This window comes from Atlanticothrix silvestris CENA357, from assembly GCF_016056295.1.
Taxonomy (GTDB): Bacteria; Cyanobacteriota; Cyanobacteriia; order Cyanobacteriales; family Nostocaceae; genus Atlanticothrix; species Atlanticothrix silvestris.
Window position 1 is genome coordinate 1 of sequence record NZ_JAECZB010000036.1, and the last position, 21,923, is coordinate 21,923.

Annotated in this window: 16 protein-coding genes; 12 read left to right on the plus strand and 4 right to left on the minus strand. The window is 40.0% G+C overall.

Translation table 11 applies throughout. The features are described 5' to 3' along the window. From I8751_RS14440 to I8751_RS14450, 3 genes are all read right to left on the minus strand, one after another. A partial coding sequence (locus tag I8751_RS14440) for a helix-turn-helix domain-containing protein (RefSeq protein ID WP_214439347.1) occupies positions 1-213 on the minus strand: 213 nt, incomplete at its 3' end. Between the two features lie 151 nt (positions 214-364). Beyond that, complete coding sequence (locus I8751_RS14445) at positions 365-1,210, minus strand: hypothetical protein (RefSeq protein WP_214439851.1); 846 nt, start codon at positions 1,208-1,210, stop codon at positions 365-367. 156 nt (positions 1,211-1,366) lie between these two features. Continuing rightward, positions 1,367-2,386, minus strand: a complete 1,020-nt coding sequence (locus I8751_RS14450) for a tRNA-dihydrouridine synthase family protein (protein WP_214439852.1) — start codon at positions 2,384-2,386, stop codon at positions 1,367-1,369. A 707-nt stretch (positions 2,387-3,093) separates the two neighbouring features. Between I8751_RS14450 and I8751_RS14455 the strand changes: the two genes are divergently transcribed. Beyond that, positions 3,094-4,134, plus strand: a complete 1,041-nt coding sequence (locus tag I8751_RS14455) for a 3-deoxy-7-phosphoheptulonate synthase (RefSeq protein WP_214439853.1) — start codon at positions 3,094-3,096, stop codon at positions 4,132-4,134. 288 nt (positions 4,135-4,422) lie between these two features. On the opposite strand, the gene I8751_RS14460 is transcribed toward I8751_RS14455, so the two are convergent. Continuing rightward, complete coding sequence (locus tag I8751_RS14460; RefSeq protein WP_214439854.1) at positions 4,423-6,333, minus strand: ATP-binding protein; 1,911 nt, start codon at positions 6,331-6,333, stop codon at positions 4,423-4,425. A 324-nt stretch (positions 6,334-6,657) separates the two neighbouring features. Between I8751_RS14460 and I8751_RS14465 the strand changes: the two genes are divergently transcribed. The 11 genes from I8751_RS14465 to I8751_RS14515 all read left to right on the plus strand — a co-directional run bounded on the left by I8751_RS14465 (position 6,658) and on the right by I8751_RS14515 (position 21,897). Then, positions 6,658-6,861 (plus strand): hypothetical protein, encoded by a 204-nt coding sequence (locus I8751_RS14465; RefSeq protein WP_214439855.1) that lies wholly within the window; start codon positions 6,658-6,660, stop codon positions 6,859-6,861. Between the two features lie 372 nt (positions 6,862-7,233). Then, positions 7,234-8,085, plus strand: coding sequence for a cyanophycinase (locus tag I8751_RS14470; protein ID WP_214439856.1), 852 nt, complete (start codon positions 7,234-7,236; stop codon positions 8,083-8,085). A 243-nt stretch (positions 8,086-8,328) separates the two neighbouring features. Then, on the plus strand, positions 8,329-9,999 hold the full coding sequence (locus tag I8751_RS14475; RefSeq protein ID WP_214439857.1) for an alpha-amylase family glycosyl hydrolase: 1,671 nt from the start codon (positions 8,329-8,331) through the stop codon (positions 9,997-9,999). A 146-nt stretch (positions 10,000-10,145) separates the two neighbouring features. Beyond that, on the plus strand, positions 10,146-10,415 hold the full coding sequence (gene rpsO / locus I8751_RS14480) for a 30S ribosomal protein S15 (protein WP_214439858.1): 270 nt from the start codon (positions 10,146-10,148) through the stop codon (positions 10,413-10,415). A gap of 12 nt (positions 10,416-10,427) precedes the next feature. Then, a complete protein-coding gene (locus I8751_RS14485) occupies positions 10,428-10,925 on the plus strand; it encodes a PAM68 family protein (protein WP_214439859.1) in 498 nt (165 codons plus the stop codon). Positions 10,926-11,177: 252 nt separating this feature from the next. After that, positions 11,178-12,236 carry a 3-deoxy-7-phosphoheptulonate synthase gene (aroF, locus tag I8751_RS14490; protein WP_214439860.1) on the plus strand — a complete coding sequence of 353 codons (1,059 nt, stop codon included), beginning with the start codon at positions 11,178-11,180 and terminating at the stop codon, positions 12,234-12,236. Between the two features lie 660 nt (positions 12,237-12,896). Beyond that, positions 12,897-14,558, plus strand: coding sequence for an AAA-like domain-containing protein (locus tag I8751_RS14495; protein WP_214439861.1), 1,662 nt, complete (start codon positions 12,897-12,899; stop codon positions 14,556-14,558). Between the two features lie 11 nt (positions 14,559-14,569). Further along, complete coding sequence (locus tag I8751_RS14500) at positions 14,570-17,476, plus strand: AAA-like domain-containing protein (protein ID WP_214439862.1); 2,907 nt, start codon at positions 14,570-14,572, stop codon at positions 17,474-17,476. Between the two features lie 467 nt (positions 17,477-17,943). Continuing rightward, a complete protein-coding gene (locus tag I8751_RS14505; RefSeq protein WP_214439863.1) occupies positions 17,944-19,824 on the plus strand; it encodes a lipoxygenase family protein in 1,881 nt (626 codons plus the stop codon). A gap of 158 nt (positions 19,825-19,982) precedes the next feature. Then, positions 19,983-21,341, plus strand: a complete 1,359-nt coding sequence (locus I8751_RS14510) for a cytochrome P450 (protein WP_214439864.1) — start codon at positions 19,983-19,985, stop codon at positions 21,339-21,341. Position 21,342: 1 nt separating this feature from the next. Beyond that, positions 21,343-21,897: a hypothetical protein gene (locus I8751_RS14515; RefSeq protein WP_214439865.1), complete on the plus strand. Its 555-nt coding sequence runs from the start codon at positions 21,343-21,345 to the stop codon at positions 21,895-21,897. Positions 21,898-21,923: the final 26 nt, after the last annotated feature.

Here is a 21,923-nt window from a genome sequence, read left to right on the forward strand (position 1 = left end):
TCCCAATTCTGTATAAGCCTTGAACCACCTTTGTACTGTGGCACTTCCTCTTCCCAACACTACCGCTAAATCTTGTATTGTCCTTACCTGACCTATCTTTAGTAAATACAATGCTTGAATACGTTCTTTTCCTAATGCTGTTTTCTGTTTTTTCAGCAGTTCACGTAATTCCTCTGCCGATTCTTCTATTTTTACTTTGGTGACTCCAGCCATGAACTTCTGCTCATATTTCTGACTTAACTATTTCTATCATTTTTTTAGTGAAATGGTATGAGTGAGAGGTTCATCGAACTCACGTTTAAAAATAAAAGACAAAAGTATTTTTCACTTTTGCCTTTTACCTTTTATTTTGTAAATGGACAAATTAGAAGCCAGTAAAGTTGTAACCAACTCCTATCAACAAACCAATGTCAGTTTCATCGAAGAATGCAGCGTTTACAGCCGCTGTTGCCGTAAACTGAGAATTAAGAGGCACATCGATACCACCAGAAGCCAAGAAACCAACTTGTGAATCATCGCCGGTGTTAATAGCTGCACCTATTCCTACATAAGGTGCGATCGCTAATGGTTCGCTAAATGGATCGGCTTGCTGGAAAGAAAAATCGTAAGTGATGGGAATTAAAATTGTAGTGTTGTCACCAAACACGGCTGATGGCCGCACTGATATAGCGTTTGTTAACCCAACTTTACTGATAACTGCAAAGTTGCCATCACCCAAAGACGAGTCACCACCGCTTATACCAATATTGCCAGCTACGCCGATATAGCTACTACCGCCACGAGTCGGCCTACCTAAATCAATATCTGACTGCGCTACTTTGGAAGTAGATGGTTGAGAGGGAGATGAAGTAGGTTCTGCATACTCGCTTACAAGTGCCATCGATGAAGTTGCTACTGTTCCAGGAACAGGTGTGAGTATGCGATCGCCTGTTGATTGTGTGGTAGCACTAGGGAACTGCTGCGACGCAGTTCCATCAGATACTAGTGCTTGATTAGTATTTGTGGTTGTTTCAGTAGAAAGGTTTTGGCGGTTAGCCTTGAGTTTAGTACTCAAATCGGCTGGAGACGTTGCAGTTGCGGAAGGCTCAGTTAACTGCTGATTGTGAGTCTGGTCTATGGTTTGGGCGGTAGCAGATAAACCAGTACCCAGAACTGCGATAGCAGCTAAACTTGGCAATAAAACACCTTTACGAAGAAAAATAATATTCACATTCACTCCTAACAGAATATTGCCACAATTGGTATTTTGTGGGTTTAAGCCAACAAGTTTGGGCAATATTCAAACTCTAACACCAGAAAATCGGTTCTAACATCCTGAAAAGGGGGGAATTGAAGCGAATGCATTCAAAGTGACGATGCTTCTTAGTTACACGCCTGAGTAGGGTGCTAGGGCTAAAGTTTTCGTAATATCAGCAAGGAGAAAGCGATCGCAGAGGTTAAACATTTCTACCTCGGTCTGCGTCTGTCGCATCAGCCGCAAGAAGTGACCTTCAGCGTCAACACTCAGGGCAATGTAGTTGAGGAACATTTTGAGGTAGCCGACGCGCGATCGCTCTGGCATCGTTGATGCTCTGGGAGTTTGCCATAAACGATCAATATAGTTGCGTACCTCTACTAAAGGAACGAGCGTGATCGGCTCGCAGCGTAAAGCTTGGCGGATTTGATTGAAAAGCCAAGGATTCCCAATCGCCCAGCGTCCCACCATCACACCCGCCGCGCCCGTTTGAGAAAGCACTTCCAGGGCAGTTGTCGCCGAGTGGATATTGCCATTGGCAAGCACTGGACAATTGACCCGCTTGACTGCTTCAGCGATCAAATCATATTTCACTGCCCCGTGGTACATATCTTTCACCGTGCGACCATGCAAACTCAGCAAATCAATACTGTGGCGATTGATTATATCTAGAATTTTATAGAAATTATCTGTATTTTCAAAGCCTACGCGCATCTTGACGGTCAAAGGGCGATCGTTCACAGCAGAACGCAGTTCTCCCAAAATCCGCTCCACTTTTTCTGGTGAGAGCAGCAATCCACCCCCAACATTTTTGCGATAGATTCTAGGTGCTGGACAGCCCATGTTCAAGTCAACTCCCGCGATATTATAGCCGCAGAGTTCCTTTGCTGTTCTTACTAAGTCGGGAATGCTTTCGCCAATCATTTGAGCAAAAACGGGGCGACCCGTGTCGTTTTCGGTGATTGCTGCCAGAATGCTACGATTGAGCCGTGAGGTATCATTTACGCGGAAATACTCGGTGAAGAAGTAGTCAGGGCTGCCATAGTGAGCAATGACCTTCATAAACCAAAGGTTTGTCACATCCTGCATGGGCGCAAGAGCAGTGAGGGGTAGGTCTTTCTGGAGCGATTGGGGGAGCGATACCTGGGACATAAGGATTCCAGCATTCGACAAAGCATCACTGTATCAAAAAATGGTTACTAAAGTTCCACCCATGTTGAGGTTGAGTAACTAATTATTTTCAATATCTCAGCCACTGATCTTCTCGATTGAATTTAGTCTTCTAGAGCATTCAATAAATTCCGAAAGTGCAAGTAACTGAGAACTCCTAGAACAGCAGCAATTAAGTCATCAATTGATAGCTTTGTAGCAGCATTATATTGACTAAAGATAACATAAGATGCTGTGCCAATAGTTGCCAGACTAGAAATGTTATCAATTAGAAACTCTGCTGTACGCTGAAGCCACTTCGATCTATCAGACAGTTCTTATTAACCAATTCTAATTTAACCTCATCAATAACCTTACAATAATTGGGGGCGAAAGTAGCGAGCCTGTCACCAGCCGCAATATATCGGCTAAATTCCTCACGCACAGAGGTTCAGAAAATTTTTTATTCTTACCTTAAAAATAACAACTTGACATAAAACCTGGACACTAAGAGATTTTCAAGCCTGTCCCCTGTTATACAAGTAATTATCAGCATTTATTGACATATCCAAGCACCTCTTGAGTATTTTTTTGTCAATGAATAAGCTTTTTTGTCTAAAATTCTGTGAGTTGATGTTGTACTTTTCATTTAAAATGTGTGTATGATTTTCGCTCACAAGTGAAGTAGCAAAGAACGCAGGAACTGCTCCATGCACAATCAATTATTTAATGCTAACATCAAAAATTCTCACGTATTATTAACACCCAATGAAGTAAAATCAAAACTACCTTTAACAAAATCGTCTGAGAAATTAGTTCTGAATTATAGGCAAGAACTAGAACAGATCCTAGATTTTCAAGATAGGAGAAAATTCATAGTAGTCGGCCCATGTTCAATCCATGATCCCAAAGCAGCACTAGAATATGCTGAAAAATTGAAGGTTTTGGCTGAGCAAGTTCAAGATAAATTACTGTTAATTATGCGGGTTTATTTTGAAAAACCCAGAACAACTGTAGGGTGGAAAGGATTAATTAATGATCCTGATATGGATGATTCTTTCCATGTAGAAAATGGTTTATTAATTGCACGTAGCCTACTGTTAAAAATTATTGAATTGGGATTACCTGCTGGTACAGAAGCATTAGATCCAATCATACCTCAATATATTAGTGAACTAATTACATGGTCAGCGATTGGCGCACGTACAACTGAATCACAGACTCACCGGGAAATGGCTAGTGGACTTTCAATGCCTGTAGGTTTTAAAAATGGTACTGATGGCAATATTCAAGTGGCTTTAAATGCGTTACACTCAGCCAAAAGCTCCCATAATTTTCTAGGCATTAATCATAAGGGGCAAGTAAGCGTATTTCAAACGCGAGGGAATGCCTATGGTCATGTAATTTTACGAGGTGGTAATCAACCTAATTTTGATGCAGAAAACGTCAAACTAGTAGAAGAAAAATTAAAAGAGGCTAATTTACCCCCTAGAATTGTTATTGACTGTAGTCACGGTAATACAAATAAAGATTACAAACTACAAGCTACTGTCTTGGAAAATGTTGTTGAACAAATAGTAGATGGCAACACATCAATAGTCGGCATGATGCTGGAATCTAATTTGTATGAAGGTAGTCAATCAATTACTGGTAAACGAGAAGATTTAAAATATGGAGTTTCTGTAACTGACAAATGTATTAGCTGGGAGGCAACAGAAAAAATTATTTTGGCTACCCACGCAAAACTATAAGTAAAGTCTTATTCAAAGAATGCAGAGGGGCTAGGCAATACTTCTCGCTTTGTGCATTTTTAATTCGGAATCGGGTTTTGGGAAAAGGTTAAAGGTTTTTTCTTTCCCTTTCCCCCTTCCCCTTTTCCCTTTAACCGAGAAGTATTGAGGGGCTAGGCACTAGAGGCTAGAGGCTAGAAGTTCGCCAAGCTTCCTTGGCCGGGTAAAGGCAAAGAGGAAAGTGTTTTATCCCTTACCCTTTACCTTCTAACCTTCTTGTTTATTTATGTCCCATTTTCAATGCAAAAATTACAAAACCGTGCCGATTTCTTTCAAATAAACCCGTGTAAACGGTTCATCTTCTCCCAATGTATAGTCTTCAATCAGTCCTTTACGACGGATTGAAATATCCTTTTCTTTCTTAATCACTACAGTAGAACCGTCAAATACATCGCGCACCAAAATCATCTCTATTTCGGTGGGATTATTTAAAACGACCATATTACTTCCTGGGTAAAGTATACCCTCTTCTTCGATGACATCTTCTGGATATTCGGCAATCAGTAAATCCAGTTTGGGATTACGCAGTAAACTTTGGACATTACTGTTGTAATCTGTGCGTAATACTTTTTTCGACCGATTCACAAAAACTGCATCATGACAAACAGCACCTACTATCCAGTTAGGATGCTGTAAAAGAATATGGTCAATAGTTTCTTGTAGTTCCTCGACTGAGATTTTATTAAATGTAATAATCGGTATTCTGGCATCTATACCCGACTCAAAAAAGGTTTCTAAGATGTGGGAAGGTACATCAACACTTTCACCAACAGCAGGATTAAGATGCATTAAAATACCTGGTGCGGCGTTGATTTCTATGATGGCAAAGTTATTAGACTTCCAAGATTCTGAGAGATTTTTGGCAATGACATCTATACCCAGACATGTGAGCCGGAAATGCTGAGCAATGTCTTGCGCCAAAATAATATTGTCGTCGTGAACTGTGGATGTGGCATCAATACTAATACCTCCAGCGGAAAGATTGGCAACTTTGCGGAGAAAAACAGTATGGTCTTTTTTGATGACGCTATCCAACGACAAGCCTTGTTCTTCTAAGCAAAGTTCCATTGCTTCATCGACCTGAATTTTACTCATTGGCGAGGTCGGTGAGTCTAAACGTTCGGGTTTGCGGTTCTCTTGGCGAATCAACTCAGCAATCGTTAAGTAGCCGTCACCGACAACCGATGCGGGACGACGTTCTGTAGCTGCAACGAATTTACCATTGACGCATAGCAAACGAAAATCTGTTCCTGAGATACTTTTTTCTACAATTATTCGCGTTGGTTGGTCTTCAGGAATTGCCGCCAATGCTCTACTATAAGCAGATTCAAGTTCCTTCGCGTCTTGTACGCCTGCGGTTACACCAATTCCTTTATGGCCTACCACAGGTTTGACAGCTACTGGATAACCAATTTCTCTTGCTAGTGCTAAAGCTTCCTTTTCAAAAAGGACAATATCACCCCCAGGTACGGGAAAACCCAAGGTTTGTAAAAATGCCTTACAGTCATCCTTGCGGGTGGTGAAGTCCGAATCTATATGGCTATCACAGTCAAAGGTCGTCGCTACACCCCGGACGTGTTTTCTTCCCAATCCATATTGCATCAGTCCTTCTTCCCACAAATAAAAGGTGGGAATACCTTTTTCGGAGGCTGTTCGCAATAAGGTGTAAACTGTAGGGCCACCATAGGCAGATTGCCGAAATCGTTTTTGTAGCTTCACAAGTCGCTCATCAAAAAGGAAACGTTCGTCTTGGGTAATCGCTTCAAACCAATCCCAAACAAAGTAAACGACTTCTCGGCTGGTGCGCTCATGTAGCGATTGGACGCTAATCCGCACAAATTTAGGATATAGCTTGACACTCCAATGGTTGATGTGCAAACCCATATCCAGTTTTCCTACTTCTGATACCACTTTGGCAAACAGATGAGCGTAGGATTCGTAGGTTTGATCGCCTAAATGTGGATAGCGATCGCCAATCTGGGAAATATAATCTTCAATAGACAGAGGCTCTCTATTTTCGACTAGAGCAAAATCAAATACTAGCGCCCCTCTATTGAGATAGGGGTTAGGCCCAACATAATGCTTGAGGTTGAAAATATCGAACACATCAGTTTTTCTAGCATTAATACGGGTGAAACTAGTGCTTTTTTCTTGAACCATTGATGATAAACCTTTGGCTAAACACCCTGAAATCTAGACTTGAATTTCTAGTTACTTAGACTTTTCGATTGGAGATTGACTCAAATTAGAATTAGTTTTTAAGTAGAAAAAGATTGGTTTGCCGTGTTATTGGCCTCAGCTTAACCTACTCCTAGGCATTTTCAACTATCTCAAGGCATAATCATATCTTTAATTTGTCCGTAGTCAAAAAAAATCAGTCTTTATATAGCCAAGCAATATAAAATATCTAACCTTTGAAAGGTGTACGGCTTAGGGAAAATTTATATGATTATAAAGATCCGGCATTGAAGGAGACAGCAAAAAATGAATAGCACACAAGCTGCTCTTAGAGATGAAGTTAGACAACTTGCTGAGGAAGCTTTTCGTTGCAAGCTAATTTCTGGTCACGGAGATGGGCCAGATATTAACGAGTATCAAATTGTCTACCAGGGTAAACCCCGGCATATTTCACTCGAACAAGCACGTTTTTTCTTAACAAACTTGCTTTACAGGAGTGGAATTTATTAAAGGTTATTTTGAAAAATAAAGCTTTAAATTTTCAACTGTATGCAGATAATTGTTCATATTTAGATCGCAGTAGCAATTAGGGCTAGATCAAAGATAGCTTTGTCATAAATAAAAGTTATTAATTCATGAAAACTATTTTCAGTTTATGAAAATAGGAAAAGACACAAAAACACTATAACTGCTAATTTGATCTACGTTAAATAATGTCTCTGGTTTAATTATCTAGAGGCATTATTTAATGTTCTAAATTAATTTATATTATATTTTTCTTAAAAATACTTATTGTATCATAATCAGTCAAACGGATGATTCTATATACTCAATTGTCATGCTTAATTAAAATCAACTAGTTAATTTGTATCAGGAGTTACTATGACGGAAAATACAAGCAAACGGCAGTTAGTAATTATTGGTGGGGCTGAAGATAAAGACGGAGATTGCCATATTTTGCGTGAATTTGTGCGACGTGCAGGAAGTACGAAGGCAAATATTGTGATTATGACAGCGGCGACAGAACTACCAAGAGACGTGGGAGAGAACTACATTAGAGTGTTTGAGCGATTGGGAGCCGAAAAGATACGCATTGTTGACACGGAAACCCGTGAGGATGCATCTTCATCTACTGCTTTGGAAGCGATCGCCAAAGCAACTGGTATATTTTTTACTGGGGGAGACCAAGCTCGTATTACCAGCATTCTTAAGGATACTGAAATCGACACAGCTATTCACAAACGCTTCTCTGAAGGTGTAGTTATTGCTGGTACAAGTGCTGGTGCTGCTGTAATGCCAGACAAAATGATTGTAGAAGGTGACTCCCAAACCAATCCTCGCATGGAAATTGTAGACATGGGGCCAGGTCTTGGTTTTTTACCAGGAGTAGTAATTGACCAGCATTTTTCTCAGCGCGGACGTTTAGGACGCTTAATTTCAGCTTTAATCCAAGAACCTGCGGTTTTAGGGTTTGGCATTGACGAAAATACAGCTATGGTAGTCACTGATAGCCAAATTGAAGTGATTGGGGAAGGTTCGGTAACAATAGTAGATGAGTCAGAGGCGACATATAACAACATGGGTGAAATCTTAAAAGATGAGCCTTTGGCGATTTGTGGAGCTAAATTACATATCTTGCCACATGGCTATAAATTTGACCTCAAGACCCGCCATCCCATCCTGAATGACGGCTCAATACCAAATGCAAATGTCTCTGTACCAGTTGCTTCCTAAAAGGTTAACTTTTAGCAGATGCATTTCAATCGAATAACCCATCAATAATTTATTGTGCATTGATATTTATTTCTTGCATATTCCTCCTTAACCCCCTGAAAATAGAGAAACGATGTTCCTCTATTTTCAAGGAAATAAGAGAGGTATTTATTTATTATTTCTTGAGAAAGAAGCTAGAAATATTTCTTTATTACAAAATATTTTTATGAATTAGAAATCAATAAATTCCCATAAAAATTGAAAATGGCAAGCTTAATTGAATTTGTTTTGTTTGCTCCTCGTAACAAAGGAGCTAGTTTAGTTGGCTCTTTTTCTCATGGCAAAGAGATTCCCATGTCAAAAGGTGAAGATGGTTATTTCAGAACTGAAGTAACATTAGAAGACGGTATTTATCAATACAAATTTCGAGTGCAAACTAAAAGTCCCAGTTTTGCACCCAATCAATGGGTAGATATTATTGACCCCTACGCAACAGATATTAATGAAAAAGAAAAACAAGGTATAGTCAGAATTAAAGATGGTCAACGCATTGTTGATACTTATATTTGGCAGTACGATGACACAGTCTTATGTGATGATCGTGAATTAATCATCTATGAACTACACGTTGCTGACTTTACGAATGACGAGGTTGGCTCAGAAAAAAAAGGCAAATACAAAGGTGTAATTGAAAAATTAGATTATCTCTGCGAACTAGGAATTAATGCAATTGAACTAATGCCAGTCAATGAATACCCAGGCGATTATAGCTGGGGCTATAAAGTACGGCATTTCTTTGCTACAGAATCTAGCTATGGCTCGACAGAAGACTTAAAAAAATTGATTGACGAATGTCATGGTAGAGGTATTCGGGTTTTCATGGATGGAATTTACAACCACACAGATGAAGAATGTCCATTAATGCTAATTGACCGTAATTATTGGTACTACGAACATAAGCATTATCCAGAAGACCCTGAAAACTATTGGGGGCCAGAATTTAATTATAATAATTACGACGAAAACCTAGATATTAAGCCCGCCTGGAAATACATAAGTGATGTGGTGCAATTTTGGATTGAAGAATATCACATTGATGGCATTCGTTTTGATGCAGTTCGTCAATTAGCTAACTTTGAATTTCTAGACTGGCTAGCTAAACAAGCGAAAAACTGTGCTAAATGTAAACAGTTTTATACTATTGCCGAACATATCCCCGATACAAACACTGTAGTAAAACCAAACGGGCCATTAGATGCTTGTTGGCATGAAAGTTTTCATTACTTTATAATTCCACATATTTGCGGTGAATCATTTGAATTAGACAATCTCAAGCAAGTTTTAGATCCTCAACAACAAGGTTATGCTACTGTTACAAATGTAATCAATTATCTGGCAACTCACGATCGCGATCGCCTGTTACGAGAATTAGGCGAACACGGTATTTTTGATACAACTGCATTTGAAATAGCTAAATTAGCAGCAGTTCTATTAATGACAGCCAAAGGTATACCCATGCTGTGGATGGGAGAAGAGTTTGGTGAATATCAGGAAAAAAGCGAAAGCGTAACTCAACCACAAAAGATTACATGGTCTTTATTGGCAAACAAGCCAAATCAGGACTTATGGGAATTTTACAAAAAACTCATTGCCTTACGTCGGCAAACTCCAGCCCTACAAAGTGACAACATCGAGTTTTTTCACGAAAATGCAGATACTAAAGTTCTGGCATACATCCGTTGGCATGAATTGGGTTCTTCGATTGTCGTTGTAGCCAATTTTTCTGATCAGCATCTAAGCACATATCATATTCCGGAATTTCCCACTATTAATTCTTGGAGAGATTGGTTTATCGATTCTGAAGTGGCAGTCGGGCACAGTGGTATGATTGCCGACTTACCTAGCCACACAGCCAAAATATTCATTTCGCAATAGCATATAGATTAGCTGATGTACTGATTTTTGGCTCCTGGCTTCCATTAGCTTAACAGCAAGGTTAATACCACATACACCTCAATAGCTCCTGTGATATCATGGGAGACTGCTGCATACATTTAGAAAAAATCTCACTTGAATCGATCATGGCTCTGACGCAACAGCGCAAACAAGAACTAATTTCCAACTACCAAGTTCACGAGACTGACACAGGCTCTGCCGATGTCCAAATTGCAATGCTGACTGAGCGCATTCAGCGCCTCACCTTGCACCTGCAAGCAAACAAAAAAGACCATTCTTCCCGCCGGGGACTTTTGAAGATCATTGGTCAGCGCAAACGTCTGCTAGCTTATGTCCAGCAAGAAAACCGCGAAAAGTATCAAGCTTTGATCGCTCGTCTCGGTATTCGTGGATAGGAACTAGCGCTTATGTCTGCTGAAGAATCTGATCGCGTGAGCGAAACTCCTCCTTCAGAAGCTCGCTTGCCCTTTGAACCGAAAAAGAAGCGCCAAAAACCCGTAAAAGCTGCGAGTAAGCCACCAGCGCAACCCAAAACCTCTGAAAAACAGGCTACCAAGCAGCCATCTTTCACCAAAGAAGAGATGGCGATTCCTGAAGTGGTCAGCCAGAGGATGATCCGGCGCGTGGCCGGGTTCTGTGGTATACCCACAGTTTTGGGTATTGCCTCCTTAGTGGTGAGCTATCTGCTTGCTACCTACTCTGACATCAAATTACCTCCCATCGCTGTATTACTGGTGAATATGGGATTATTTGGTATAGGGGTATTGGGGATAACTTATGGTGTTCTCTCTGCCTCTTGGGATGAAGAAAGAGTCGGCAGTCTCCTCGGTTTAGGTGAATTTGGCACCAACTGGGGAAGAATGGTAGAGGTTTGGCGCGAAACTCGGCAAAAGAAGAACGTATGACGATTCGGCGCTCAGTTAACCTATAACTGCGGTGTTGGATAAATTCTAGAGTAAATGTTGAAGTTGGCATTCTATAACTTCAACATTGCTAAACAAAAATTTATAGTCATTCATTAAACCCAATATTGAATAGTAATGCCACTGAGCGCTGGATATTTTGCAATAGTTATATATTGTCGCGCTTAATAAATTGCACTAAATTAAATCACATAAACAAAATACATTTACTCTTACCTAGTTAGGGAATTAAATATGATCGTAGTTATGAAAACTGGTTCCCCACAAGCGGAAATCAACCGGATTAGCGAGGAACTAATGAGCTGGGGGCTAACACCAGAAAAAATTGTTGGTCAACACAAAGTGGTAATTGGTCTAGTAGGTGAAACTGCAAATTTAGACCCATTACAAATTCAAGAAATCAGCCCTTGGATTGAACAAGTATTGCGGGTAGAACTGCCCTACAAACGCGCTAGCCGTCAGTACCGTCATGGTGAAGCTTCTGAGGTTGTGGTGAATATTCCCGATGGGCAAATTGTATTTGGAGAACATCATCCCTTAGTAGTTGTTGCTGGCCCCTGCTCTGTAGAAAACGAAGCCATGATTGTTGAAACGGCGCAGCGTGTCAAAGCAGCAGGGGCAAAATTTTTGCGTGGGGGAGCATACAAACCCCGGACTTCACCTTATGCCTTTCAAGGACATGGCGAGAGTGCCTTGGAATTGTTAGCAAAAGCGCGGGAAGTCAGCGGACTGGGCATTATTACAGAAGTAATGGATGCTGCTGAATTAGATAAAATTGCCGAAATTGCTGATGTCATTCAGGTAGGAGCAAGAAATATGCAGAACTTCTCCTTGCTGAAAAAAGTGGGGGCACAGTCGAAACCAGTTCTTTTGAAGCGGGGAATGGCAGCAACAATTGAAGATTGGTTGATGGCAGCTGAGTATATTCTGGCAGCAGGAAATCCCAGTGTAATTTTATGTGAGCGCGGCATTCGCACCTTTGACCGCCAGCACACGCGTAACACCCTGGATCTATCGGTAGTACCAGTATTGCGAAAGCTGACTCACCTGCCAATTATGATTGACCCCAGCCACGGTACAGGTTGGTCTGAATTTGTACCCGCAATGGCAATGGCCGCGATCGCCGCTGGAACTGATTCTTTAATGATTGAGGTTCACCCCAACCCCACAAAAGCTTTATCTGATGGCCCCCAATCTCTAACACCAGAGCGTTTCGACCACTTAATGCAAGAATTAGCCGTGATTGGTAAGGCAGTAGGACGTTGGCCTCAAGTAGCTACTGTCTTAGCTTGAGAAGGTAATTTGTAAGTATGGTTGCGATCGCTCTACAAAGACAGTGAAGACCGCATACCAATTTTGGGCGTTGCTAAATCCAGGGATGAATTATGTTTCGCGCAAAGGTGCAAAGGTTCTAATAATCCACCTTTAGTCTTAGCCAAACCCGCATTTATGCAATGCCCATACAAATGTAAACATATATTTCTCTTTTTTAGTAAATAAATCTAAGTAATAAATTGTTTGTAAACGCTGGGATCAAAGCTGAGTAAGCACATAGCAAGTATTTTGTTAAAGAGTTTAAACTTGCTTAAGCTTAACTACTATCGTAATTCTACTGAGACTGTTAATATCAGTCTGGAAAACTGTTTTGTACATTTGTAGCTTTGTATAGACACTATTTAGACTAGCCGTTATGCACATTAGTATTACCAACCATCTGTTTATCAAAAATTTAGGACTTACGCATTGACAAAAGTAAATAAACTTGAATTTGGATTTTCAGCTATTCAAGTTTGATTTTTTCACTATTAGACAGCGATGCCTGGGTAGGGCTACGCCTACGATAGTGATTTAAAATTAGCCGCTAATAACCTGAAACAGCCGAATTTTCTTAATCAAGATGATAGTCATCAAGAAGTTGGCTCAATCTCAATCTTTAGAATTCCAAAATAAAGAATGAATGGTAATACCAGTCAATCCCGCAAAATCTTAATTTTGACGGCGATTCCAGACGGTCTGCGTTTGGATAAGGAAATTCGGGAAATTGAGGATGCAATACGAAGGGCAATCCGGCGAGAGCAATTTGAGATTAGAATCAGGACGGCTGTACGTCCTCAAGATATTCGTAGAGCGATCGCAGAAGAATACCCCCACATTGTCCATCTCTGCGGTCATGGTACTTCAGACGGTTGCTTGGTCTTAGAAGATGATGGAGGAAACAACAAACCCGTTCCACCGCAAGGACTGGCTGCGTTGTTTAAGTTGCACGCGGAATATGTAAACTGCGTAGTACTTAATGCCTGTTATTCAGAAAAACCCGCTTATGCAATTAGCCAACACATTAATTATGCTATAGGCATGAACCAACCCATTGGTGATAAAGCAGCCATTGTATTTGCTGCTGGGTTTTATGATGGGCTGGGATACGAAAATTTAAACAATCAAGATAATTTTCAAAGAGCTTATGACGAAGGTTTGGTTGCTATTCAAATGGAAGACCTATCACAAGGATCAATACCAGTTTTGAACAAAAAACTCCCAGCAGCCGAATCTCTATGCCCCAGTTATCTAACAAACACTCCTTGTGCGCCAGAATTGAAATATCCATTGGAATATCCTGATGGTCATGTGCCGCTCTCTTCCCCTTTTTATGTAGAGCATGATGGAATTGAGTCTCTTTGCTATGAAACACTGTTAAAACCTGGTTCCCTAATTCGGATTAAAGCACCAAAACTGATGGGGAAAACTTCTTTAATGACTAGGATTCTCGCTCATGGCTCTCTTCATAATTGCCAAAAAGTTTATTTGGATTTAGGCAGTATAGATAAAGCAGTACTTACCAGTCTTGATCGATTTTTGCGCTGGCTTTGTTCCAAGGTAAGCTCAGAACTTGACCTCGAAAATAAAGTGGATCATGCTTGGAATACAAAAATTCTAGGTAGCAATGACAACTGTACTGCTTATTTTAATAAATATATTTTGACTCAAATCGATTCTCCCTTAGTCTTAGGTTTGGATGAAGTAGACCGATTATTTGCCTATAGTGAAGTGGTTGAAGATTTTTTTGGGATGCTACGCTCTTGGCATGAAAAAGGGAAAATTTCTGATGCGTGGAAAAAACTACGGCTAATATTAGCACATTCCACAGAAGCTTATATTCCCTTAGATATCCATCAATCTCCTTTTAATGCCGGAGTACCTGTAGAACTAGAAGAGTTTAGTCAAGAACAAGTACAAGATTTGGCACAAAAGCATGGGCTGAAAATAAAAAACTCTCGCATAGAAGAAATAAGGTCAATGGTCGGAGGGCATCCCTATCTGGTGCGGTTGGGAATGTATCATATTGCTGCTGAGAAAGTCACCCTAACAGATTTGTTGGAGTCAGCAACAACAGAAGCAGGAATTTACGCCAATCACTTGCGATCGCTACTAGACATTTTGCAACCAGTACCAGAACTAGCGCAAGCATTGAAACAGGTAGTTAACTCAACTATTCCGGTTGAATTAGACTCCATGCAAATTTACAAGTTACACAGTCTGGGACTGGTGCATCGACAAAGTAATCATGTCATGCCCCGTTGCCAACTTTATCGTGAGTATTTCCGCCGCGTCTTGTAAGGAGTAACAATATGACAGCACCTACTTATAACTTTTATCAGGTTGGGGCAAGTCTCCCGGTTAATGCTCAAAGCTATGTCAAGCGACTTGCAGATGAAGAATTTTATCAAAAACTGAAAGCGGGTAAGTTTTGTTATGTACTCAACTGTCGGCAGATGGGTAAATCTAGTTTGCGAGTGCAAACAATGCAGAGGCTGCAAGCCGAAGGGACAGTTTGTGCTGTGATAGACTTGACAGGGATTGGGAAGCATAAGGTAACGATAGAGCAATGGTATGGAGGGATTTTTTATGCTTTGGTAGAAAGCTGTCAGTTAGAGGACACATTTGATTGGCAGACGTGGTGGCAGAAGCAGCAGGAAGTTCTTTCCCCTGTACAATGTTTGAGTTTGTTTATCCAAAAAGTATTACTGGTAAAAATTCAGCAACCAATAGTGATCTTCGTTGATGAAATTGACAGGGTGCTGAGTCAAGATTTTTCTCTGGATGATTTTTTTGCGCTCATTCGATTTTTCCAGAATCAGCGAGTCGATAATCCAGATTTTGAACGCCTGACGTTTGCTTTATTGGGAGTGGCGACTCCCAACGATTTGATTACTGATAAAAGCCAAACTCCCTTTAATATTGGTGAAGGGATTGAATTGCATGGTTTTCAACTCCACGAAGTGCAGCCTCTGATTGCAGGATTACAGGGAAGATTTAATAGTCCTCAAGAAGTAATTAAAGAAATCTTATACTGGACAGGAGGACAACCTTTTCTGACACAAAAGCTGTGTTCGTTTATGGTCGAGGAGTCAGAGAAAGAAAATCCGCGTACCGTTGAACAAGTCGTGCGATCGCGCATTATTGATAATTGGGAGTCACAGGATGAACCAGAGCATTTGCGAACTATACGAGACAGGATTCTCAGAGATGAGCAGATGGCACCTTACCTGCTGGAGTTATATCAGCAGATTCAACAACATGGAGAAATAAGTACTAATAATAATATTGAAATTAGCGAGTTACAGTTATCGGGGTTAGTTGTTAAACAACATGGCAAATTAAGAGTTTACAGCCCTATATATAAACACATTTTTGACCAAAAATGGATTAAAACAAAATTCAAAAATCTGCGGCCCTACTCTGAGAATTTTAGATTTTGGTTAGCTTCTGGTGGTACTGATAAATCTCGGCTATTGCGGGGCAAGGCCTTGCAGGATACTTTAAAATGGGCAAAAGACAAAAATTTGAACTATCAAGATAAGCAGTTTTTAGCAGCCAGTCAAACACAAGAACGAGAAGAAAAAATTGCAGCATTGGAAAAAGAAGCTCAATTAGAACGTGAGAGGAAGGATAGGGAAGCAGTAGAGAAAAGAAATTTAGTACTAGATGATGCAAATAAGAAAGCTCAAAAACGGATTACTCTTGGAACAGTTGCTCTACTATTTACTTTGACGGGTGTCTTAATATCAGGTAAAATCGCAGTTACTTTAAGCGTAGAATCACAAAATAACCAGAGAGAAATACAAGATCAAAAGCAAAATATTGAAAGCTTAAAAGACAACAACAAAACATTACAAAAAAATAAAAATGAACTTCAAGTTCAGATTCAATCTGCCGAAAAGGAAAATACAATAGTTCAAAATAACTTGCAGAGCCAAAAACAAGTTTTAAATTCGACAGAGAGAGCTAACAAAGAATTAGAACAACAAAAAAATAATTTTAAATATGATTTGAATGAAAGTATAAAAAAGTTGGAGGATACTCAAGAAAAGCAGAAAAAGGCTGAAACAAATTATGAAGAAGTAAGAAAACAATTGTCTAAGACAGAAGAATATCTCACAAAAACCGAAGAATTAGTTAAATTAGCTGGAAAATTGACAGATGAGGGTTTGTACCCAATTTCTGAAGAACTATTCTCACAAGCAGGTCAATCAGCAAAAATCAAAGATCACAATCTTAGACAAGCTATTCTTGAATTGGGAATAACGGTTGGTTATTTAAATCTTCCAAGGGAAAACTCAGAGGAAATTACAGATGACTTAAAAAAAGCTAATAATTATTTTGACAAAATAAAAATAAATGATGAAGATGATTCTGAAGAAGGTTTACAAATTCGTATACTCTACTCGAAAACTCAAGGAAATTTATTTGTTAAAGAAGAAAAATATGTTGATGCAGTTAATGCTTATAAAGAAGCTTTCACTGCTTTGAATATTCTTAAAAAAAAGAATACACTTAAATCTGTAAGTCCACCATTTAACCAAAATATTGAGACAAAAATTTTATCTAGTAAAAATGTAGAAGCTCTTCATAAAGAATTTATAAGTTTAACCAAAAGAGACAATATTTTTAAAACAATCGAGCGAGACGAACGAGAAGTAAAAGAATCATTAAAGGAACACTATTTTGATGAATTAAATAGCTATTTGATAAATGAAAAATGGGGGCAAGCTGACCTGCAAACAACAAAACTCATCTTCTATATTGCTGAGATAGGAGATAAAGCTACGGAACTCATCCTTTCGGTGCAGGAAGATAAAAAAGAAAAATTATTGACGGAAATTATCAACAATGTTGGCTGCGAAGACCTCAGAAAGATTAACAACTTATGGGTAGATAAAAGTAAAGGAAAATTTGGCTTCACCATTCAAATACCATTGTACATAGAGGCAGGAAATATACCGGGTAAATACGACGAGAATGCTTTCCTTCGTTTTGCCGAAAAGGTAAAATGGCAGAAAAAAACTGATGATGGAGGCTTTACAATTAGTCTTGGTGTAAATGATAATAATAAAGGACACTACCCAATGTTTATTCCCCTTGATACGACACGCAATATAAGTCAATTCGGTGCCACTTTTGCCATTAGCTTATATCTGAGAAACCGGGAGACTTTATCCTATGTATTCGGTCGCGTTGAAAAATGTAACTTTTAGCATCTAAGCGCCCCATGCAATTTGCTGTGAATGAATCAAGGTATTCATTACATCAACGGCATTTAGCCGAAATGTGTAACATGAAATTTTTACGTAGATTCCGTGGCGTATTGTACCGAAGAATAGTATACTTCTAGGCGTTTCTTCCACTTTCAAAAGAATAATTTCTTGAAAACAAGCACAGAAGCATCTAGAACGTAAGTTCTGGGTGAGATTATTCACCCATATTTGAGACTTTTGTGAATCAGCTTAAGATTGAGCAAGTCATATAATAACTCTATAAAATTTCTTTTAGAAAAACCAGAATTCTAAATCTGGTTGCATAATACTTTTAGCTTACTCAGTATAAACTATTGAAACCCTAAAAAGTTTCAGCCCATTAACTTAATCAACAAAAAAACTCAAGGAGGTATTTTTTCAGTTAACTTTTGAAGTTCTCTTCGATCTACTGTACGCGAGGAGTGTCCATGACAGATAATTCGATCAATACACCAATCACAAATAGCCTGGACTTAGTTAGGCAAGAATATCAATACAACTATACCCATATTCCACCTATTGCAATGGTGGATGAGGTTCCTGCTGTTGAACGCTTTTCTACTAACTGGTATTGTTTATTGGCCAAGCAGTTACGGGTTATTTTCGTCAATACCCTAATCACTAACCGAGGTAATCGCGGTTCTCAATCTGTCCGCGATGATGTCAAAATGTTTATCCTCGAAGCTTTGATTAAGGGGGCGATACCGATCCGAATCAGCATTATTGCTAGATTTTTACAAATTGTTCCCCAATTTTTAATTAAAGGAATATCCAAAGATTTTCGAGAACTTGATGATTTATTGTTTTCTCTTCTGAGAGAAAACGGAGTATTAATTCTTAGAGATGCTCTAAATCGGGTGATTGCCCTTCTATATGAAAGACAGCCCACAGGACATGTAAGTAGTCTGAAGGACTACGAAAAATTGTTCCCGATGATTGAATTGCCAGCGATCGCGCAAAATTTCCAAGAAGATGAAGTGTTTGCCTACATGCGAGTAGCTGGTTACAATCCTGTGATGATTGAACGAGTAAATAGCTTTAGCGATCGCTTCCCAGTTACAGACAAGCATTACCAAGCAGTAATGGGGAATGATGATTCCTTAACAGCAGCTCAAGAAGAAGGCAGACTTTACCTAGCAGACTATAAAATTTTAGAAAATGCTATCAACGGTACATACCCAAGTGAGCAAAAATATCTCTATGCCCCCATAGCACTGTTTGCGTTACCCAGAGGCTCAGATCCCAACCGTCTACTGCGGCCAGTCGCTATTCAATGTGGCCAAACCCCAGGCCCAGACTACCCCATCGTTACCCCTAAATCTGGTAAATACGCCTGGCTATTTGCCAAAACAGTTGTCCAGATTGCAGATGCCAACATCCAAGAAGCCATTACCCACTTAGCCAGAACGCACCTGTTCGTTGGTATTTTTGTGATGGCAACTTCTCGACAACTGCCACTCAGCCATCCCCTTGGTCTGCTGCTGCGTCCTCATTTCGAGGGTACATTAGCAATCAACGATGCCGCCCAACGCAGTCTCATTGCACCTGGCGGTGGGGTCGATAGATTACTTGCATCGACGATTGATAACTCTCGTGTTTTAGCAGTCTACGGATTGCAAAGCTATGGCTTCAAGAATGCCATGTTACCGAAGCAATTCCAGCAACGTGGTGTAGACGATGCCAACTTGTTACCTGTTTATCCTTACCGGGATGATGCTTTGTTGGTCTGGGATGCCATCCGTCAATGGGTTACAGGCTACCTAAACCTTTACTACGCTACAGATGCAGACATCCAAAAAGATGTAGCCCTCCAGGCTTGGGCAGCCGAAATTCAAGCATACGATGGTGGACGGATGCCCGATTTTGGTGAAAATGGCGGCATCCAGACGCGGAACTACTTGGTTGATGCCGCTACGCTGATTATTTTCACAGCCAGCGCTCAACATGCTGCGGTGAACTTTCCCCAGAAAGATTTGATGGGTTATGCCGCAGCATTACCATTAGCAGGTTATTCGCCAGCCTCGACTCTGGGGAGAGAAGTTACTGAGCAAGACTATCTCAATTTGCTCTCACCGTTGAATCAGGCGCAACGGCAATACAATTTACTCAGTTTACTGGGATCTTTGTATTACAACAGGCTCGGTGATTATCCGCAGGGATATTTTAAAGATCCACTGGTAAAACCTTTATTGCAGACATTCCAAAAGAATCTGCAAAAAGTAGAAGATACCATCAATAAGCGCAATTTGCATCGCCCAGTTTATGAGTATCTGCTACCTTCCAAAATTCCTCAAAGCATTAATATCTGAAATCAATTTATAGCGTTGCTGAATCAGAGTATGAAATGCCAAAATTACCTTTTTTTCTTTGTACCTTTGCGCCTTTGCGCCTTTGCGTGAGACAAATTCATATTCTCAATCAGCAACGCCCCCTTGTTTATACCAAGTTGCAATCATAGGTGAATATTATGGAACTCAAAGATAAAGTCCTTAAAAGCCACGATCGCCAAATCCAGCTTTCTTATCGTTTGGCCAAAGTCGGTTATGATACGGCAATTGGTAAGCTTCTGCGTTTACGCGTCTATTACACCGAAGCCTTGGTTATGCTGAGGGCATGGAGAGATTTTCTTTATATCCGCAAAGAAAATATTGGAGATAAGTTTTTTGCGGTAGACCAAGCAATCATGCACGCCAATCACTCCCAAGTCAAAGAATTAATGCAGACTGAGCCGCAAGTGCGGGGAAATGATTTAGGCATCATTAGAATATTAGCTCCTAGCTATCTGCTCAACAATCCATTGAGCTTAGGTATGAATGGTAATGAACACACAGGGGTTCGGGCTGTGTTTTTACAAGCGTTACCAGATCCTTATGAACAGGCTGGGGCGATCGCAAGTTTAGTTGATCAAAGTTTATCAGCAGCCGCCAAACAGGGACAATTACATATTGGCAAGGATTTACCAAAGATGATGCTGGGGATTTTGCATCAACTTATTTGGCAGATTTCATTATCTGAATCAGAAATCACTGCATCAAGTACTTATATTCAAGGTCTTCCCCTCGCATCTTTGCCAAATTTCGTTAGCAAATATCTACTCGCGATTAAAACAGCACCAAGCATTCGACATCGCCAGCATTTAATTGAGCGCTACAAACAATCTCCTAAATGGGCATCTTACATGGAAACGGCTGCCCGGTATCAGTTGAACGAACACCAAGTTGCTAACAGTGTGTTCGATATGATCCATATCGCCGGAACTGCTGGGACAAGCGCCCTTTTGGGATCTGTGATTGGGGTTTTATGCCTCGATAATGCCTTAAGAAATGACGTAATATCAGAGATTAATAATGTCTGGAGTAGCAACGAACCTGTAAATAAATATGCTCTAGAACAGTCAACACTAATTAATCAAGTAATTTTAGAAACAGCTCGTCTCTATCCACCTGTGCGCTTTGTCAGCCAACTTGCGACTCAATCGGGTGAAGTTGAAATTGGAGAACAGAAATGTCCATTCCAAAAAGGTACTCGTCTACTTGGCTCTATATTTACGGCTAACCGCGACTCGAACAGATACCAGAATCCCGACAATTTTGATGTGACACGGGATTTTACAGATATTTTATCTTGGAATGGTGAAGGACATGAACGAGCTTGTCCCGGCAGAACCTTATCAATTGGCTTAATCAAGACGTTCTGTTTGTATCTGTTTAAGAATTATCAATGGAATTCATTTACAGAAGTCAAATGGGATTTTGATAAAGTGACTGCTGTTACTCCTAATGATTTAGTCTTACAAGGCTTTGCTCACCACTCAACAAATAATTAATATGTCTGAATCAATCGAGAAAAGGCAACTTGATAATATTGCCACCTGGATGATCCCAATTGCCCAAACTAAATTACCATCTGTCCTCAAGGGCGTATTTTTTATGGATGGCAATCCGCTTCCAGATGATTGCATCACAATGTACAACCTAGAATGGGACACGCAAAACAACAGCTTGGTTTTACCTGTTTTTGCACCAGTGCAATGGACGTTTCATAATTCAATTCTGGGATGGTTATTACTTCTTGGTGCCCAATTAGCTCAGTTCGCGTACAAAATTGAGTTTGAAGATGCAACATTGCAACAAGCACAAATTACACCTTTAGCGTTTGGAATATCGGTTCCTAGGTGGATTATAGATGCCACAATGTGCCGAGGCGAAAACTCTCACAATGGAGATATTTGGAAACGCAAGAATGTTTGGTTTGGCGGAGTTCCACGCATTGGGGAGTATACACTTCGTAGAATTGTAGATGAAAATGGTGAATATACTCCCGCCTTTAAAGATATGCTGACTAAGGTGCAAAATGAGTGTTTGGTAATTCGTACTTCGTAATGACGCTCCTGCGTCGCTAACGTAAT

Coding starts and splice junctions, on each gene's coding strand:
- I8751_RS14465 (WP_214439855.1), top strand. CDS start 6,658: ATGAATAGCACACAAGCTGCTCTTAGAGATGAAGTTAGACAACTTGCT.
- I8751_RS14510 (WP_214439864.1), top strand. CDS start 19,983: ATGGAACTCAAAGATAAAGTCCTTAAAAGCCACGATCGCCAAATCCAG.
- I8751_RS14475 (WP_214439857.1), top strand. CDS start 8,329: ATGGCAAGCTTAATTGAATTTGTTTTGTTTGCTCCTCGTAACAAAGGA.
- I8751_RS14450 (WP_214439852.1), bottom strand. CDS start 2,386: ATGTCCCAGGTATCGCTCCCCCAATCGCTCCAGAAAGACCTACCCCTC.
- aroF (WP_214439860.1), top strand. CDS start 11,178: ATGATCGTAGTTATGAAAACTGGTTCCCCACAAGCGGAAATCAACCGG.
- I8751_RS14495 (WP_214439861.1), top strand. CDS start 12,897: ATGAATGGTAATACCAGTCAATCCCGCAAAATCTTAATTTTGACGGCG.
- I8751_RS14460 (WP_214439854.1), bottom strand. CDS start 6,333: ATGGTTCAAGAAAAAAGCACTAGTTTCACCCGTATTAATGCTAGAAAA.
- I8751_RS14505 (WP_214439863.1), top strand. CDS start 17,944: ATGACAGATAATTCGATCAATACACCAATCACAAATAGCCTGGACTTA.
- I8751_RS14515 (WP_214439865.1), top strand. CDS start 21,343: ATGTCTGAATCAATCGAGAAAAGGCAACTTGATAATATTGCCACCTGG.
- I8751_RS14485 (WP_214439859.1), top strand. CDS start 10,428: ATGTCTGCTGAAGAATCTGATCGCGTGAGCGAAACTCCTCCTTCAGAA.
- rpsO (WP_214439858.1), top strand. CDS start 10,146: ATGGCTCTGACGCAACAGCGCAAACAAGAACTAATTTCCAACTACCAA.
- I8751_RS14455 (WP_214439853.1), top strand. CDS start 3,094: ATGCACAATCAATTATTTAATGCTAACATCAAAAATTCTCACGTATTA.
- I8751_RS14470 (WP_214439856.1), top strand. CDS start 7,234: ATGACGGAAAATACAAGCAAACGGCAGTTAGTAATTATTGGTGGGGCT.
- I8751_RS14500 (WP_214439862.1), top strand. CDS start 14,570: ATGACAGCACCTACTTATAACTTTTATCAGGTTGGGGCAAGTCTCCCG.